Below are 989 nucleotides of genomic sequence, written 5' to 3'. Positions count from 1 at the left end.
AATTCTGATAATGAGTTGCTCTTTTTTTTGTTTGCTGAATGGATTTAGGTGTTAGGTAATGAATTAATAAAAAACACCCCAAAAAATAATGCTTTGGGGTGTTTTTACTGCTAAAGGATTTACTTTCTTTCCAAGATAAAGAAGTGGTAACTGGTTTTGAAAGGTTTTTCTACGGTGATTTCAATAGGCTCAAGATACTTACTTTCAGATTCTAAAGAATTGAACTGTTTTTCAAGAAGTTCTTTCCATTGAGAATCTTCAGAATATCTCCCACTAAAAATAGTTTCAATTCCCCAGTAATGTTCGTAGTCTTCTCTTATATGTTTATTTCCATTGCAAATAATTGCAATAAGATAATTGCACTCCTTTCTTTCTAAAAAATAGTTTTTAAGAGATTCTTTTTTTATCTGAGGGTCATTTGCAAAGTGATATTTAAGCTCTATAAGGGTAACCTCTTCTCTATTACTTAAGGCTAAATCTATGCGAATGTTCTTATCAGTTTCATTTTGTAGTTCTCTATATTCAGCAATAGCTCTTTCTCCTTCTTTTTTTAACTTTTTATTGAAAAGTTCAACAAGCAAGTTTCTAATGTGAATTTCTTGCTTTAGGTTGAAAAAATTGTCGTTGAGTTTGGCTAATTTTCTTTTAAATGTTTTTGATTTGATAATTTTTATCAAACTATTAAACATTTCTTCTTTTGTTCTGATACTATCACTCATTTTCTAATAGTTTTAAAATTAATTTCTACTTTAAAAACTTTTTAGCTTCATTCGTAATAGCCGTAATAAGTTCATTGCTAACTCCATTGCTTAATTGTCGAGTATGGATAAGAATACGTTTGTTATCCTTACTAAAGTGTAAGAAATAGCGGTTTTCTCCTACTTTTATTTCCTTTTGAAAGACGACATCAAAAGTTTGTTCTAAATTAATGTGGTAACAGCTTGGATAATTACCAGCTGCTACAATTACAATAGGAAAATCTTTAAAGA

At 29.0% G+C, this 989-nt stretch carries 1 protein-coding gene and 1 pseudogene; both read right to left on the bottom strand.

Annotation, left to right across the window (positions count from 1 at the left end; translation table 11 throughout):
• Positions 1-119: 119 nt before the first annotated feature.
• Positions 120-719 (bottom strand): hypothetical protein, encoded by a 600-nt coding sequence (locus tag HMPREF9075_RS02045; protein WP_009414829.1) that lies wholly within the window; start codon positions 717-719, stop codon positions 120-122.
• A 25-nt stretch (positions 720-744) separates the two neighbouring features.
• Positions 745-989, bottom strand: a pseudogene (locus HMPREF9075_RS13705) (hypothetical protein); the annotation flags it as partial.

It is taken from the genome of Capnocytophaga sp. oral taxon 332 str. F0381, assembly GCF_000318275.2.
GTDB classification, from domain to species: domain Bacteria; phylum Bacteroidota; class Bacteroidia; order Flavobacteriales; family Flavobacteriaceae; genus Capnocytophaga; species Capnocytophaga bilenii.
This window is presented reverse-complemented; position numbering and strand designations above follow the sequence as displayed.